At 69.8% G+C, this 13,289-nt stretch carries 15 protein-coding genes and 5 tRNA genes; 16 read left to right on the top strand and 4 right to left on the bottom strand.

Annotated features, from left to right (window positions below; all coding sequences use genetic code 11):
* Positions 1 to 430: 430 nt before the first annotated feature.
* The 9 genes from GSY65_RS26575 to GSY65_RS26615 all read left to right on the top strand — a co-directional run bounded on the left by GSY65_RS26575 (position 431) and on the right by GSY65_RS26615 (position 4,577).
* Entirely contained in the window at positions 431 to 610 is a 180-nt protein-coding gene (locus GSY65_RS26575) for a hypothetical protein (protein WP_159773373.1), read from the top strand.
* Positions 611 to 874: 264 nt separating this feature from the next.
* Positions 875 to 1,669, top strand: a complete 795-nt coding sequence (locus GSY65_RS26580) for a fumarylacetoacetate hydrolase family protein (RefSeq protein ID WP_159773375.1) — start codon at positions 875 to 877, stop codon at positions 1,667 to 1,669.
* Positions 1,662 to 3,137, top strand: a complete 1,476-nt coding sequence (gltX, locus tag GSY65_RS26585) for a glutamate--tRNA ligase (protein ID WP_159773377.1) — start codon at positions 1,662 to 1,664, stop codon at positions 3,135 to 3,137. The genes GSY65_RS26580 and gltX overlap by 8 nt, the downstream gene beginning before the upstream one ends.
* 93 nt (positions 3,138 to 3,230) lie before the next feature.
* Complete coding sequence (locus tag GSY65_RS26590; RefSeq protein WP_159773379.1) at positions 3,231 to 3,959, top strand: HAD family hydrolase; 729 nt, start codon at positions 3,231 to 3,233, stop codon at positions 3,957 to 3,959.
* Positions 3,960 to 4,049: 90 nt separating this feature from the next.
* A tRNA-Gln gene (locus GSY65_RS26595) sits at positions 4,050 to 4,121 on the top strand.
* Positions 4,122 to 4,160: 39 nt separating this feature from the next.
* Positions 4,161 to 4,233 (top strand) — tRNA-Glu (locus tag GSY65_RS26600).
* Positions 4,234 to 4,295: 62 nt separating this feature from the next.
* A tRNA-Glu gene (locus GSY65_RS26605) sits at positions 4,296 to 4,368 on the top strand.
* 20 nt (positions 4,369 to 4,388) lie between these two features.
* A tRNA-Gln gene (locus GSY65_RS26610) sits at positions 4,389 to 4,460 on the top strand.
* 44 nt (positions 4,461 to 4,504) lie between these two features.
* Positions 4,505 to 4,577, top strand: a tRNA-Glu gene (locus tag GSY65_RS26615).
* Positions 4,578 to 4,693: 116 nt separating this feature from the next.
* Here GSY65_RS26615 and GSY65_RS26620 read toward each other — a convergent pair.
* A complete protein-coding gene (locus tag GSY65_RS26620; protein WP_159773381.1) occupies positions 4,694 to 5,338 on the bottom strand; it encodes a MerR family transcriptional regulator in 645 nt (214 codons plus the stop codon).
* 81 nt (positions 5,339 to 5,419) lie between these two features.
* Here GSY65_RS26620 and GSY65_RS26625 point away from each other — a divergent pair, with 81 nt between their 5' ends.
* A complete protein-coding gene (locus tag GSY65_RS26625; RefSeq protein ID WP_159773383.1) occupies positions 5,420 to 5,926 on the top strand; it encodes a DUF4188 domain-containing protein in 507 nt (168 codons plus the stop codon).
* 122 nt (positions 5,927 to 6,048) lie between these two features.
* Here the strand turns inward: GSY65_RS26625 and ndgR are convergent, their stop codons facing one another.
* Positions 6,049 to 6,765: an IclR family transcriptional regulator NdgR gene (gene ndgR / locus GSY65_RS26630; RefSeq protein ID WP_009320373.1), complete on the bottom strand. Its 717-nt coding sequence runs from the start codon at positions 6,763 to 6,765 to the stop codon at positions 6,049 to 6,051.
* 200 nt (positions 6,766 to 6,965) lie between these two features.
* On the opposite strand from ndgR, the gene leuC reads away from it, so the two are divergent.
* From leuC to GSY65_RS26650, 4 genes are all read left to right on the top strand, one after another.
* Positions 6,966 to 8,390, top strand: coding sequence for a 3-isopropylmalate dehydratase large subunit (gene leuC, locus GSY65_RS26635; RefSeq protein WP_159773385.1), 1,425 nt, complete (start codon positions 6,966 to 6,968; stop codon positions 8,388 to 8,390).
* A 5-nt stretch (positions 8,391 to 8,395) separates the two neighbouring features.
* Positions 8,396 to 8,989, top strand: a complete 594-nt coding sequence (leuD, locus tag GSY65_RS26640; RefSeq protein WP_159773387.1) for a 3-isopropylmalate dehydratase small subunit — start codon at positions 8,396 to 8,398, stop codon at positions 8,987 to 8,989.
* A gap of 287 nt (positions 8,990 to 9,276) precedes the next feature.
* Positions 9,277 to 9,507 carry a hypothetical protein gene (locus tag GSY65_RS26645; RefSeq protein ID WP_159773389.1) on the top strand — a complete coding sequence of 77 codons (231 nt, stop codon included), beginning with the start codon at positions 9,277 to 9,279 and terminating at the stop codon, positions 9,505 to 9,507.
* 137 nt (positions 9,508 to 9,644) lie between these two features.
* A complete protein-coding gene (locus GSY65_RS26650; RefSeq protein WP_159773391.1) occupies positions 9,645 to 10,292 on the top strand; it encodes an HU family DNA-binding protein in 648 nt (215 codons plus the stop codon).
* Between the two features lie 138 nt (positions 10,293 to 10,430).
* On the opposite strand, the gene GSY65_RS26655 is transcribed toward GSY65_RS26650, so the two are convergent.
* The gene (locus GSY65_RS26655) at positions 10,431 to 10,634 is read right to left on the bottom strand and encodes a hypothetical protein (protein WP_055512549.1); all 204 of its coding nucleotides are present in this window, start codon (positions 10,632 to 10,634) and stop codon (positions 10,431 to 10,433) included.
* A gap of 9 nt (positions 10,635 to 10,643) precedes the next feature.
* Complete coding sequence (gene cofC / locus GSY65_RS26660; protein ID WP_159773393.1) at positions 10,644 to 11,294, bottom strand: 2-phospho-L-lactate guanylyltransferase; 651 nt, start codon at positions 11,292 to 11,294, stop codon at positions 10,644 to 10,646.
* Positions 11,295 to 11,455: 161 nt separating this feature from the next.
* On the opposite strand from cofC, the gene GSY65_RS26665 reads away from it, so the two are divergent.
* Together GSY65_RS26665 and GSY65_RS26670 are read left to right on the top strand one after the other, a co-directional pair.
* Positions 11,456 to 12,268, top strand: a complete 813-nt coding sequence (locus GSY65_RS26665; RefSeq protein WP_159773395.1) for a lysophospholipid acyltransferase family protein — start codon at positions 11,456 to 11,458, stop codon at positions 12,266 to 12,268.
* A complete protein-coding gene (locus GSY65_RS26670) occupies positions 12,265 to 13,275 on the top strand; it encodes an NAD(P)H-dependent glycerol-3-phosphate dehydrogenase (protein ID WP_159773397.1) in 1,011 nt (336 codons plus the stop codon). Before GSY65_RS26665 ends, GSY65_RS26670 begins: the two co-directional genes overlap by 4 nt.
* Positions 13,276 to 13,289: the final 14 nt, after the last annotated feature.

Consider the following 13,289-nt stretch of genomic DNA (forward strand, 5'->3'; position numbering starts at 1 on the left):
GGCGGCGGTCCGTGGAATTCCAGCACAGTGCCGGATCTGCAACAAGGCCAACGGATAACGGTCTGTTCACAGTGACAGCGCGTGAGGGGCGGATCACCCGACGTGGAGGCGGATTCACAGCAAAGCGGGCAAACTCCCGCGATACGGGGGCGGGTGGAGGGTGTCCCAGTCGCCATGATCAGCAGCGGAATGCCTGATTCAGTTTACTGATGCCCGTTTTGTCGGAGTGGAGGGAGGGTCCGGATTGCCTGATTTGCCTGTGAGTAGGTGAGCAAACTCACACGGTGATCACGCCTTCTTCGCGTCCTGGCCCGGGAATCGGATGTTTAGCCTGACGCTTTACAGGGATGGCGAATCCGACAACCCGCGCTTGTGGGGCGGTCCTTGCGGCCCGGCCCGGCGCCCGTTCACGACGAGGTTCAGGACAACAGTGAAGACGACGATGATGGTCCGCACCATAGCCAACCCCCGGCGCACCACGCTGGCCCACCTCGCCGACACCGAGGACCTGCGCACGCCGGAGCAGGAGCACCCCGTCGACCTCCCCTCCCGGACGGCGAACCCCCGCCGGACGGTCCTGATGACCGTGCCCGCCCAGTCCGCCGAGTAGGTGCACGCTCACGTACGCACGGAACCCGCGCCGTGCTCAAGGCGGATCCCGGGGAACCGGTGAGAGCGGATCCCGTGAAACCCGAGAAGGATCAGGACCGCTCCGGCAGGCAGCGGACGAAGGGCGCCCGGCACCACGACCAGGGCGCCCTTTCGCGTGCCACGGCCGGTCGCGGCACGTCGGATGCGCGAGGCGGGCCCCCTGTGCCGCGTTAGCCTGGAGCGTCAGACTCCAGCCAGCTCAGTTAAGGGGCGCGAGAATCCCGTGCGTATCGCCAGGTTCTCCATCGACGGGAACGTAGCCTTCGGAGCTGTCGAGGGCGACAAGCCGGACGAGCTCGTCCTCGACATCATCAAGGGCATCCCGTTCGCGGACTTCGAACTCTCCGGCACGAAGGTCCCGCTGGCCTCCCGTGACGCACGGACACGGGTCAGGCTGCTGCCGCCGGTGCTCCCCAACAAGGTCGTGGCCTTCGGCCGCAACTACGCCGAGCACGCCCGGGAACTCGGCAACGAGGTCCCCGACGCCCCCTTCGCCTTCTTCAAGCCGGCCACCTCGGTGATCGGCCCCGGCGACGAGATCCAGTACCCGTCCTTCTCGCAGGAACTCCACCACGAGGCCGAGCTCGCCGTGGTCATCGGCCGGATGTGCCGCGAGGTCCCGCGTGAACGCGTCAAGGACGTGATCTTCGGCTACACCTGCGCCAACGACATCACCGCCCGTGACGTCCAGCGGCGCGAGAAGCAGTGGGCCCGGGCCAAGGGCTTCGACACGTCCTGCCCGCTCGGCCCCTGGGTCGAGACCGATCTGGACCCCTCGGACCTGACCATCCAGCTCACGGTCAACGGCGGTCAGCGCCAGCTCGGCCGCACGAGCGAGATGATCCACTCCATCGAGGACCTGATCGTGAACATCACCGAGGCCATGACGCTGCTCCCGGGCGACGTCATCCTCACGGGCACCCCGGCAGGGGTCGGCCCCCTCAACGTCGGCGACGAGGTCGCCGTCACCATCGAAGGCATCGGCACTCTCACCAACAAGGTGATCAAGCGTGGCTAACGGCTCCGTCCGCGTACGTTTCTGTCCGTCCCCGACCGGCAACCCCCATGTGGGTCTGGTCCGCACGGCCCTCTTCAACTGGGCGTACGCCCGCCACACCGGCGGCACGTTCGTCTTCCGCATCGAGGACACCGACGCGGCCCGCGACTCCGAGGAGTCCTACGAGCAGCTCCTGGACTCGCTGCGCTGGCTGGGCTTCACCTGGGACGAGGGCCCCGAGATCGGCGGCCCGCACGCGCCGTACCGCCAGTCCCAGCGCATGGAGACGTACGCGGAGATCGCCCGGAAGCTCCAGGACGCCGGCCACGCCTACTTCTGCTACTGCACCGCCTCCGAGCTGGAGGAGCGCCGTGACGCCGCCCGCGCCGCGGGCCGGCCCTCCGGCTACGACGGCAAGTGCCGCGAGGTCACGCCCGAGCAGAAGGCGCAGTACGAGGCGGAGGGCCGCGAGCCCATCGTCCGCTTCCGGATGCCCGACGAGACGATCACATTCACCGACCTGGTCCGCGGCGAGCTGACCTTCACCCCGGAGAACGTCCCGGACTACGGCATCGTCCGCGCGAACGGCGCCCCGCTGTACACGCTGGTCAACCCGGTCGACGACGCCCTCATGGAGATCACCCACGTCCTGCGCGGCGAGGACCTGCTCTCCTCGACGCCGCGTCAGATCGCGCTCTACAAGGCACTGATCGAGCTGGGGGTCGCCAAGGAGATCCCGTCCTTCGGCCACCTGCCGTACGTGATGGGCGAGGGCAACAAGAAGCTCTCCAAGCGCGACCCGCAGTCCAGCCTGAACCTCTACCGGGAGCGCGGCTTCCTCCCCGAGGGCCTGCTGAACTACCTCTCGCTCCTCGGCTGGTCGCTCTCCGCGGACAAGGACATCTTCACGATCGAGGAGATGGTCGCCGCCTTCGACGTTGCCGACGTGAACCCCAACCCGGCCCGCTTCGACCTGAAGAAGGCCGAGGCGATCAACGCGGACCACATCCGCATGCTGAGCGTGAGCGACTTCACCGAGCGCTGCGCCCCCTGGCTGAAGGCGCCCTTCGCCCCCTGGGCCCCGGAGGACTTCGACGAGGCCAAGTGGCAGGCCGTCGCCCCGCACGCGCAGACCCGTCTGAAGGTCCTCTCGGAGATCACCGACAACGTCGACTTCCTGTTCCTGCCGGAGCCGGTCGAGGACGAGGCGTCCTGGGCGAAGGCGATGAAGGAGGGCTCCGACGCGCTGCTGCGCACCGCCAAGGAGAAGCTGGAGGCCGCCGACTGGACCTCGGCCGAGTCCCTCAAGGAGGCCGTCCTGGCCGCCGGCGAGGCCCACGGCCTCAAGCTCGGCAAGGCCCAGGCCCCCGTCCGTGTGGCCGTCACCGGCCGCACGGTCGGCCTGCCCCTCTTCGAGTCCCTGGAGATCCTGGGCAAGGAGAAGACCCTGGCCCGCATCGACGCGGCCCTGGCCAAGCTGACCGCGTAAGCCCCGTACGGCAGGGGCGGCACCCGGGGTTCCGGGTGCCGCCCCTTCGTCATCCGCCGGACAGGACGGCCGGTCTCGGGCTACCGTCGGACCATGAACATCAAGGCTGTGGTCTGGGACGTGGACGACACTCTCTTCGACTACACCACGGCCGACCGCACCGGGATGCGGGCGCACCTGGCGGCCGAGGGACTGCGCCGGTACGGCTCCGTCGAGGAGGCCCTCGACCGCTGGCGCGAACTGACGAGCCTGCACTGGCGGCGGTACGCGGCGGGGCAGGGCGACTGGGAGGCCACCCGGCGCGACCGGGTGCGCGACTTCCACGGGCGACCGCTGACCGACGCCGAGGCCGACGCCTGGTTCGAGCGCTACATCGTCCACTACGAGCGGGCCTGGGCTCTCTTCCCCGACGTCCTGCCCGTCCTGGACGCGCTCGCCGCGTCCCACCGGCACGCGGTGCTGTCCAACTCCAGCCTCCCGGTGCAGGAACGCAAGCTGCGCGCCCTCGGGGTGTGGGACCGCTTCGAGACGGTGCTGTGCGCCGAGCAGCTGGGCGTCCACAAGCCGGCCGCCGAGGCCTTCCACGCCGCGTGCGAGTCCCTTGACCTGCCCCCGGCCGAGGTCGCGTACGTCGGCGACCACCCGGAGATCGACGGACAGGGCGCCGCCGAGGCGGGGCTGCTGTCGGTGTGGATCGATCGCGGCGGCCGCTTCGCGACCGTCGACCCGCCGGCCGGACCGCACCGCATCGCCACCCTCGCCGAACTCCCCGCGATCCTCGGCTCCGATACTCGTTTTGGAGCGCCGTCCACCTTCGGGTAATGTTCTTTCTGCGCCGCCGGGGAGCGGGCCGAAAGGCCGGAACCGGAAGCGCGAACTAGAACAAGATCCCCCCAGGGGCTTGCGTTCCAGTGGCCTATGGTGTAATTGGCAGCACGACTGATTCTGGTTCAGTTAGTCTTGGTTCGAGTCCAGGTAGGCCAGCTCGCAGAGCTCATCTGCGCCAGCGGATCACATCCGCAAGCCCCCGTTGTGTAGCGGCCTAGCACGCTGCCCTCTCAAGGCAGTAGCGCCGGTTCGAATCCGGTCGGGGGTACAGATCCTTCCCGCGGGGAGAGTTCGGGTCGCACCCTCTCACCTCGATGCAGGATCGCTAGGGCCCCCGTTGTGTAGCGGCCTAGCACGCCGCCCTCTCAAGGCGGTAGCGCCGGTTCGAATCCGGTCGGGGGTACTGACTGGTCTAAACCACATTGGTCTATGGTGTAATTGGCAGCACGACTGATTCTGGTTCAGTTAGTCTTGGTTCGAGTCCAGGTAGACCAGCTCGGACCTGCGGCGGTGCAGTACTGAACGCCTGCAGGCTCCAGGCCCCCGTTGTGTAGCGGCCTAGCACGCCGCCCTCTCAAGGCGGTAGCGCCGGTTCGAATCCGGTCGGGGGTACGTCACAGAAGGCCCTCCGCTTCGGCGGAGGGTCTTTGTCGTGCAGGGGGAGGGGCCCGAGGCGCCCGGGAGTCGGCGGTGGGTGCCCGGGATCACGCGCACCTCCGGGCCCCCGCTCATTCGAGGCCGTACCGCCGCGCCGACTCCTCCTCCTGCGCCAGCCGGTGCAGGGCCCGCAGGACCGGCTCGAACAGCACCGCCGACGACACCGCCGACTCGACCATCTCCGTGTCCGACTCGTACGTCTCCATGCGGTCCAGGTCCCGCGCCGCCGCCTGGTGCATCAACTCGGCGTAGGGGGCCATGGTTTCGGCGTCGCACGGATACCCCAGCCGGATCTGCGTGGCCACCAGCGCCACCAGGGAGCGGTGCACCGGGGAGAGCGCGCCGATCTCCCGCGCCGTCTCCCAGCCCAGCGTCCGCAGCAACCGGTCCACCTCCGTCGTCGCGGCGGCCGTGGCCGGGTCCTCCTCGTCCGGCTCGGGCGCCTGGGGGAGTGCCCACAGCGCCGCGCCCAGGCGGATGGTGCGCCCCAGCGACTCGTCGTCGACATGCTTGAGCACCTCCCTGGCGCTCGCCACCGGCACCCGCCCCACCTGGATCAACGCCCGCACCAGCCGCAGTCGGCGCAGATGCCCCTCGTCGTACTCCGCCGTCGTCGCGTTCAGCTGGCGACCCGGCGCCAACAGCCCCTCACGCAGGTAGTACTTGATCGTCGCGGTGGACACCCCGCTGCGTGCGCTCAACTCCGCCAACCGCATCTCGCTTGCGCCCTTCCTTGGAAAGTGTCACTATCCAAGCATGAGCGATCGGATAGTGTCGCTCACCAACGAGGGGGTGTCATGCCGGGAAAGACGGTCGTCGCCGGACGGACCACTGCCGCCGCCGAGGGCGACGTGGTGGTCCTGCTCATCGGCCTGCGCATCAACCACTTCTGGGCCGTCCACCACTGGGTGCCGGTGCTGGCCGCGATGCCGCGGATGCTGCGCGAGCTGCGCGCGGACCCGGGCCGGGGACTGCTCAACGCCGTCCTGCTCACGGCCTCGCCGCGGACGTACTACGTCGTCCAGTACTGGGAGTCCAAGGAGAAGCTCTATAGCTACGCGCACGCGCCCGACGCGTTCCACCGGGTGGCGTGGGCGGCGATGAACCGCAGGGAGCGCAAGGGCGGGGGGCGCGCACACGTGGGGCTCTGGCACGAGACGTACGTGGTGCCGGAGGGGTCGTACGAGTCGATCTACGCGAACATGCCGGCCTTCGGTCTCGCGGCGGCCACGGGGGTGCTGCCGGTCGAGAAGCGCGGCCGGTCCGCGAAGGAGAGGTTCGCCCACCGGCGGGTGGACGGCTGACGCGGGCGCACCGCGGTGGACCGCCCGCGAGGACCGGTCGACCGCACGGGAAAAGGCCTGCCGCGGCGTTGAGGCAGGCCTTCTCTCGTGGTTGTGCGGAAGTTGTGCGGCGGGAGGAGGGGTCAGCCCGAGCGGCGCAGGGCCTCGGAGAGGCGGGCCGCGGCGTCGATCACCGCTTGGGCGTGCATACGGCCGGGGTGGCGGGTCAGCCGCTCGATCGGCCCGGAGACCGAGACCGCGGCGACCACGCGGTTGGAGGGGCCGCGGACCGGGGCCGAGACCGAGGCCACGCCCGGCTCGCGCTCGCCGATCGACTGGGCCCAGCCGCGGCGGCGCACCCCGGAGAGGGCGGTCGCGGTGAAGCGGGCGCCCTGCAGGCCGCGGTGGAGGCGCTCGGGCTCCTCCCAGGCCATGAGGATCTGGGCGGAGGAGCCGGCCTTCATCGTGAGCGTCGAACCGACCGGCACCGTGTCCCGCAGGCCGGACAGCCGCTCCGCCGCGGCGACGCAGATGCGCATGTCGCCCTGGCGGCGGTAGAGCTGGGCGCTCTCGCCCGTCACGTCCCTGAGGTGGGTGAGCACCGGGCCGGCCGTGGCGAGGAGGCGGTCCTCGCCGGCGGCCGCGGCCAACTCGGCCAGCCTCGGGCCGAGGATGAACCGGCCCTGCATGTCCCGTGCCACCATGCGGTGGTGTTCCAGAGCCACGGCCAGGCGGTGGGCCGTGGGCCGTGCGAGTCCGGTGGCCCCGACCAGACCCGCGAGGGTGGCCGGACCGGACTCCAGAGCGCTCAGGACCAGGGCCGCCTTGTCCAGAACGCCGACGCCGCTACTGTTGTCCATGCAACGATACTCGCGTCTCACTCTGTGAAACGCAAGTTCAATTTCACGTGGACCTTGCCACTCTGGAAGCAGCACGACAGCGGCTCGCGGACCGACGAGCCCGGCGGCCGGCGCGCGCGACGTAGGGGATGCGCAGCGCCCGCCACCTCCGAGATCTCTAGTTGGGCCGACGCGCTGAGGCGTCGGCCGGAGGGAAAGCGATGGGTAGGACACTCGCGGAGAAGGTCTGGGACGACCACGTCGTCCGGCGCGCCGAGGGCGAGCCCGACCTCCTCTTCATCGACTTGCACCTGCTGCACGAGGTGACCAGCCCCCAGGCCTTCGACGGTCTCCGCAAGAGCGGGCGGAAGGTCCGCCGGCTCGACCTGACCATCGCGACCGAGGACCACAACACCCCCACCCTCGACATCGACAAGCCCATCGCGGACCCCGTCTCCCGCGTCCAGCTGGAGACCCTGCGGAAGAACGCCGCCGAGTTCGGCGTGCGGCTGCACCCGCTGGGCGACGTCGAGCAGGGCGTCGTCCACGTGGTGGGCCCGCAGCTGGGACTGACCCAGCCCGGCATGACGGTCGTCTGCGGCGACTCCCACACCTCCACGCACGGCGCCTTCGGCGGTCTGGCGTTCGGCATCGGCACCTCCCAGGTGGAGCACGTGCTGGCCACCCAGACGCTGCCCATGGCCCGCCCGAAGACCATGGCCATCACGGTCAACGGTGAGCTGCCGGACGGCGTCACCGCCAAGGACCTGATCCTCGCGATCATCGCCAGGATCGGCACGGGCGGCGGCCAGGGCTACGTCCTGGAGTACCGCGGCCCCGCCATCGAGAAGCTCTCGATGGAGGCCCGCATGACCATCTGCAACATGTCGATCGAGGCCGGCGCCCGCGCGGGCATGATCGCCCCCGACCAGACCACGTTCGACTACCTGGAGGGCCGTCCGCACGCCCCCAAGGGCGAGGACTGGGACGCGGCCGTCGCGTACTGGAAGACCCTCAGGACGGACGACGACGCCGAGTTCGACGCCGAGGTCGTGATCGAGGCCGCCGAGCTGTCGCCCTTCGTCACCTGGGGCACCAACCCCGGCCAGGGTGCGCCTCTTTCGGCGGACGTCCCCGATCCGGCTTCGTACGAAGACGCATCGGAGCGCCTGGCCGCCGAAAAGGCCCTGGAGTACATGGGGTTGGAGGCCGGACAGCCGCTGCGTTCCATCAAGGTGGACACCGTCTTCGTAGGTTCCTGCACCAACGGCCGCATCGAGGACCTGCGCGCCGCCGCCGACCTGCTCAAGGGCCGCAAAGTCGCCGACGGCGTACGGATGCTGGTCGTTCCCGGCTCGGCTCGGGTCGGTCTCCAGGCCGTCTCCGAGGGTCTGGACGTCGTCTTCAAGGAGGCCGGCGCCGAATGGCGGCACGCGGGCTGCTCCATGTGCCTGGGCATGAACCCGGACCAGCTGGCCCCTGGTGAGCGCTCCGCGTCCACCTCCAACCGCAACTTCGAGGGCCGGCAGGGCAAGGGCGGCCGTACGCACCTGGTCTCGCCGCAGGTCGCCGCCGCGACCGCCGTGCTGGGCCACCTGGCCTCGCCCGCCGACCTGTCCGACGCCCCCGCGCCCGCTGGAGTCTGAGAGTCATGGAAGCATTCACCACGCACACCGGCCGGGCCGTCCCGCTGCGCCGCAGCAACGTCGACACCGACCAGATCATCCCCGCCCACTGGCTCAAGAAGGTGACCAGGGACGGCTTCGAGGACGGGCTGTTCGAGGCCTGGCGCAAGGACGGGACCTTCGTCCTCAACCAGCCGGAGCGCGAGGGCGCCACGGTCCTGGTCGCCGGCCCCGACTTCGGCACCGGCTCGTCCCGTGAGCACGCGGTCTGGGCGCTGCAGAACTACGGCTTCAAGGCCGTGATCTCCTCCCGGTTCGCCGATATCTTCCGCGGCAACTCGCTCAAGAACGGCCTGCTCACGGTCGTGCTGGAGCAGAAGATCGTGGACTCGCTGTGGGAGCTCACCGAGAAGGACCCCCAGGCCGAGGTGACGGTCGACCTGGAGACCCGACAGGTGCGTGCCGAGGGCATCACCGCCTCCTTCGAGCTGGACGAGAACTCCCGCTGGCGGCTGCTGAACGGGCTGGACGACATCTCCATCACGCTCCAGAACGAGGCCGACATCGCCGCGTACGAGGCCAAGCGGCCGTCGTACAAGCCGCGGACGCTGCCGGTCTGATCCGCCGCGCGGACCGACCCCCGGGGCGGCTCGCGCACGACGGATTCCAGCCACCGCCACACCCCTCTGTACCCCCAATCGTGCACGGTTGGGGGTACAGCCATGTTTGGCGTAACGCACCTTGGAAGTGGGGTGCAGAAAGGTTTCAACTCCCCTAGTTACAAAGGTGATTGCCGGGGTACGCGCATCATCGTGCGGCATTGGATGGGGGTGCTCGACGGGCCCCCGGGAGACGGCAGTTGCCCCCTGGGCAGGCGACAACTCGCCCCAGATGGCACAATCTGTGCATGGAACACGACGGCCAACTCGAGCTCTATGCGGCGGTCGCGGGCCAACTCAAGGAAGCGCACGCAAGGGTGCGCGCACTGCAAGTCCCGGAGGGCGTACGGATGGCGCTGACCCGGAAGCTGCTGGTCATTACGGCCGTGGCCAAGCACGATCTCGCCGACGCGGCACGGCGTCTGGAGAGCTTCACGGTGGACCTCGACGAGGGGCGAATGCCCGCCGGGGAACGCTGAAGCAACTCCGTGACAGCCGAGTTCGTTGCGGCACAAGGGTGATAAGCCCGTTTCGTGTTTGATTTGCGGTATATATCTGCCTAACGTGCGAAAAGCTTGAACACTTTCGTTCTGGCGATGTCTCCGAAGGGGAAGACGTGAACAAGGCGCAGCTCGTAGAAGCGATTGCGGACAAGCTCGGTGGCCGTCAGCAGGCCGCCGACGCGGTCGACGCCGTCCTGGACGCCATCGTCCGGGCGACGGTCGCGGGTGAGAGGGTCTCGGTCACCGGCTTCGGTTCGTTCGAGAAGGTCGAGCGTCCCGCCCGCTACGCCCGCAACCCGCAGACGGGTGAGCGGGTTCGGGTGAAGAAGACCTCGGTCCCTCGCTTCCGTGCAGGTCAGGGCTTCAAGGACCTGGTGAGCGGCTCCAAGAAGCTGCCCCGTGGTGGCGAGGTCGCCGTCAAGAAGGCCCCCAAGGGCAGCCTGAGCGGCGGCGCCTCGGCGACGGTGAAGAAGGCCGCCGCGAAGAAGACGACCGCCAAGAAGGCGACCACGGCCCGCAAGGCCGCGCCCGCCAAGAAGACCACGGCGGCCGCCAAGAAGACGACGGCGAAGAAGACCACCGCGAAGAAGACGACGGCCGCCAAGTCGACCGCGGCGAAGAAGACCACGGCCGCCAAGTCGACCGCGGCGAAGAAGACCACGGCGGCGAAGGCCCCGGCCAAGAAGGCCACCGCGAAGAAGGCCCCGGCCAAGAAGTCGTCGGCCCGAAAGACCACGGCGAAGAAGACTGCCGCCCGTTAGCAGGGAGGCGCTGGATACTCACACGCGCCGGGCCGGGCTCCTTGTCGGAGCCCGGCCCGCGGCGTTCTCGGGGTAAGGGTTCGTTGAGAATTCCCGGTTCCCCGCACCTTTTCGGCGGAGCGCCGGACCGGCCCCGTCTCAGAAGGTCTGCAATGTGATCAACGTGACGCGGAGGGCGTCGCCCGTGCCCTCCGTCTCGATGCGGACGCGCTGGCCGGGGCGCAGCAGGCGCAGGCCCCCCGCGTCGAAGGCCGGGGCGTCGAAGGGCACGGGGGTGCCGTCGTCCAGGAGGACCTGGCCCGAGCGGGTGGCGGCGTCGTAGGTGTACGCGGTGGCCTGCATGGACGCAGCCTACTGGCCGGGGATCAGCAGGCGCGCGGCCGCGGCGGCCGTACGGGGGCCCACGCCGAGACAGAGGGCGGCGCGCAGGTCGTCGCCGGTGTCGACGTCCTGACGTACCGAGTCGACGTCGTCGAGCTCCAGCTCCACGGCGCCGGAGCGCCGGTGGGCGAGCCGGGATCCGGGGCCGAACGCCGGGCGCAGTTCCTGGCCGGGGGCGGCGGAGAGCAGCGTGGTCCCGGCGCCGGCGGCGTCCGCGAGGAACGCCCGTCGGAACCCGGCGGCGGAGTCCAGGACGCGGGCGAGTTCGTCCGGGCGCAGCGCCGGCAGATCGGCGTTCAGTGTGGCCACCGGGGCGTACGGCCGGGCGGCGCGCGCGAGGGCCGCCGCGTGCCGCAGCGCGGCGTTCAGCCCGTCCGCCGGGTCGGCCGCTGGCGCGTCGGGGACGATCCGGGCGCCGAGCGCCGCCAGCTCACGTCCGGCCAGCGGGTCGTCCGTGACGACCACCACATCGTGCACCGCCGTGCAGACCAGCGCCGCGGCCACCGTGTCCTGCGCGAAGGCGAGGGCCAGACCGGGGCGCACGCCGTCGTCGGCGGTGTCCGCGAGCCTGCTCTTGGCCCGCGCCAAGGGTTTCAGGGGTACGGCCAGGGTCCACTGCACGGGTGTTCCGTCCCTCTCTCGTCGCCGCCATTGTCACCTGGGGGCAAGGGAAGCCCGCAGGGTGGGGCGTACGGTGTTCTCGACAGACCGGCGGTCCGGGGCGACACTTGTGCGGCTCCCCGGGCGAGGAGCCCCCTGGCCCCCTAGAGGAAGGTGTCCGAGTGTCCCGCCGCAGAATCGGCTTCTGGTACCGCTTCGCAGCGGTCCTGTGCAAACCGCCGCTGGTGATTCTGATCAAGCGGGATTGGCGTGGAATGGAGAACATTCCTGCCGACGGCGGATTTATCACCGTGGTGAACCACAATTCGCACCTCGACCCCGTCGCGTACGCGCACTTTCAGTACAACAGCGGCCGCGTTCCGCGATTCCTCGCGAAGAGCGGTCTTTTCAAGAAGGGATTCGTGGGCGCCGCGATGCGCGGCACCGGGCAGATCCCCGTCTACCGCGAGACCACGGACGCGCTGAGCGCCTTCCGCGCCGCGATCGACGCCGTGGAGCGCGGCGAGTGCGTCGCCTTCTACCCGGAGGGCACCATCACCCGGGACCCCGGTCAGTGGCCCATGACCGGCAAGACCGGTGCGGCGCGGGTCGCCCTCCAGACCCGGTGCCCCGTGATCCCGGTGGCCCAGTGGGGCGCCAACGAGCTGCTGCCGCCGTACGCCAAGAAGCCCCACCTCCTGCCGCGCAAGACGCACCACGTGCTCGCGGGCCCGCCCCTGGACCTCTCCCGCTTCTACGACAAGGAGATGACCCCCGACCTGCTGAAGGACGCCACGGAGGTCATCATGGCGGCCATCACCCGGCAGCTGGAGGAGATCCGCGGCGAGAAGGCGCCCGAGACGCCCTACGACCCGAAGCGGGAGCGCATCGAGCAGCGGCGCCGGACCACGGCGGCGGTCGAGCCCAGGCGTCCCGGTCAGCACAATGGAGCCCTGCGGGAACAGGAACCACAGGAAGAGGGGCAGGGCAAGTGAGCAAGCCGGTCAAGGCGGCCGTGTTCAGCGCCGGTTCATGGGGCACGGCCTTCGGCATGGTGCTCGCCGACGCGGGGTGCGAGGTCACGCTGTGGGCGCGCCGTCCGGAGGTCGCGGACGCCATCAACTCCACCCGGACCAACGTGGACTATCTGCCGGGCCTGGAGCTCCCGCAGAACGTCCGCGCCACCACGGACCCGGCCGAGGCCGCCGCCGGCGCCGACTTCACCGTGCTCTCCGTCCCTTCCCAGACGATGCGCGCCAACCTCGCCGAATGGGCGCCGTTGCTGGCCCCCGACACCGTCCTCGTCTCCCTCATGAAGGGCGTCGAACTCGGCTCCGCCATGCGGATGAGCGAGGTCATCGAGGACGTCGCCAAGGTCGGGCAGGACCGGATCGCCGTCGTCACCGGACCCAATCTGGCACGTGAGATCGCTTCCCGCATGCCGGCCGCCTCCGTGGTCGCCTGCACCGACGAGGCGGTCGCCCAGCGGCTCCAGGCCGCCTGCCACACACCGTACTTCCGCCCGTACACCAACACCGACGTCGTCGGCTGCGAACTGGGCGGTGCCGTCAAGAACGTCATCGGCCTCGCCGTCGGCATCGCGGACGGCATGGGCCTCGGCGACAACGCCAAGGGGTCGCTCATCACGCGCGGCCTCGCCGAGACCACCCGACTGGGCCTGGCCATGGGGGCCGATCCGCTGACCTTCTCCGGGCTCGCGGGCCTCGGCGACCTGGTCGCGACGTGCTCCTCGCCGCTCTCCCGCAACCACACCTTCGGCACCAACCTCGGCAAGGGCATGACCCTCCAGGAGACCATCGCCGTCACCAAGCAGACCGCCGAGGGCGTCAAGTCCTGTGAGTCGGTTGCGGACTTGGCGCGGAGGCACGGCGTCGACATGCCCATCACGGAGACGGTCGTCGACATCGTGCACGAGGGCAAGCCGCCCGTGGTCGCCCTCAAGGAGCTGATGTCGCGCTCCGCCAAGTCCGAGCGACGCTGAGCTATACCGGCCGT

Source organism: Streptomyces sp. HM190 (assembly GCF_009857135.1).
In the GTDB taxonomy this organism is placed as follows: Bacteria; Actinomycetota; Actinomycetes; order Streptomycetales; family Streptomycetaceae; genus Streptomyces; species Streptomyces heilongjiangensis.

Coding starts and splice junctions, on each gene's coding strand:
- GSY65_RS26590 (WP_159773379.1), top strand. CDS start 3,231: ATGAACATCAAGGCTGTGGTCTGGGACGTGGACGACACTCTCTTCGAC.
- GSY65_RS26620 (WP_159773381.1), bottom strand. CDS start 5,338: ATGCGGTTGGCGGAGTTGAGCGCACGCAGCGGGGTGTCCACCGCGACG.
- GSY65_RS26625 (WP_159773383.1), top strand. CDS start 5,420: ATGCCGGGAAAGACGGTCGTCGCCGGACGGACCACTGCCGCCGCCGAG.
- ndgR (WP_009320373.1), bottom strand. CDS start 6,765: ATGGACAACAGTAGCGGCGTCGGCGTTCTGGACAAGGCGGCCCTGGTC.
- leuC (WP_159773385.1), top strand. CDS start 6,966: ATGGGTAGGACACTCGCGGAGAAGGTCTGGGACGACCACGTCGTCCGG.
- leuD (WP_159773387.1), top strand. CDS start 8,396: ATGGAAGCATTCACCACGCACACCGGCCGGGCCGTCCCGCTGCGCCGC.
- GSY65_RS26645 (WP_159773389.1), top strand. CDS start 9,277: ATGGAACACGACGGCCAACTCGAGCTCTATGCGGCGGTCGCGGGCCAA.
- GSY65_RS26655 (WP_055512549.1), bottom strand. CDS start 10,634: ATGCAGGCCACCGCGTACACCTACGACGCCGCCACCCGCTCGGGCCAG.